The 1021-nt window shown below is 59.5% G+C and carries 1 pseudogene; it reads right to left on the bottom strand.

From position 1 onward, the window contains the following. Window positions 1-119 precede the first annotated feature (119 nt). Window positions 120-1021: pseudogene (locus BSG20_RS35440) on the bottom strand (recombinase family protein); the annotation flags it as partial.

Genomic DNA, 1021 nt, shown 5'->3' with positions numbered 1-1021 from the left:
GTCAAAACCCTGAAACGGGACTACATACGCATCTCACCCATTCCGGACGCAGATACAGCACTCCGGAAGATCGACGGATGGATCGAGGATTACAATCCTGTTTCATAACACCCATCTTTCTATGTCATTGATAGAAATAGGGTTTCCTGATCTGGTGGTGATCCTGAGGGGTGCCGAGGGTTCTGCCGGGCGCGAACGAGGATCTGACGTGCTTCTGGCGTCGTAAGCTTTGACCGGCTGAAGACCCACGGACCGTTTGGCAATGGATGAATGCCTTCGATCTCGCCGGCTTCTGCGGCCAGCCTCAACGTCTTTGGCGCGACCCCGAGCAATCTCGCGGCATCTCCCAGATTAAGCCAGGGCTCAATCCCGTCTGACTGCGAGCGAAAGACCGGAATCCTGCGATATGACCGCAGCGCGGTTACCCGCTCACGTGTCCAACGATTACCATTGCCGGTCGTCAGTCCATTGCGGTTGAGGACACCGGCAATCACGTCGTCATTGGCAATAAGGACGAGTTGCCGGACCGCCTCAATGATGTCGTCGGGGGTCGCGTTTCTTTGCCCTCGGCGTCGTTTTGGTAGGCGTCGCTCGGTATGCACCCCGCCAACCCAATGGATGACAAGGACGATCTCCGAGGTCACATCATCGAGATCGGCGACCACTTCATGGATGAGCGTGCGCACGATGCGTTTCTTGAGCCTTGCATCGGTTGCGGGCGCCGTCCAGACGGCACGCAGGTTCCCCGCAAGCGCTGCCATCTGCGAAGTCGAAAGAGGAGATGGTTGTGGCGTCGCTGTCTGATGGCTGCCAATCTTATTCTCGATCTCGCCGACTCGTGTGAGCGCCTTGTTCCAGCGCGCCTCGAGCTCCGACGCCACCAGCCGGTTCTCAGGATCAGCGGCGTCGTATTGCCGGAATGCCCGGTCGGCGGCGTAGCGCGCCGCCTGAAGATCGCGCAGGAGTGCCTCCTGGACCTGGTCGCGTTGGCTGGCCATACTACGCTCCGCCTCAACGGCGG

The sequence above is a fragment of the Rhizobium tibeticum genome, assembly GCF_900110205.1.
GTDB classification, from domain to species: Bacteria; Pseudomonadota; Alphaproteobacteria; order Rhizobiales; family Rhizobiaceae; genus Rhizobium; species Rhizobium tibeticum.
This window is presented reverse-complemented; position numbering and strand designations above follow the sequence as displayed.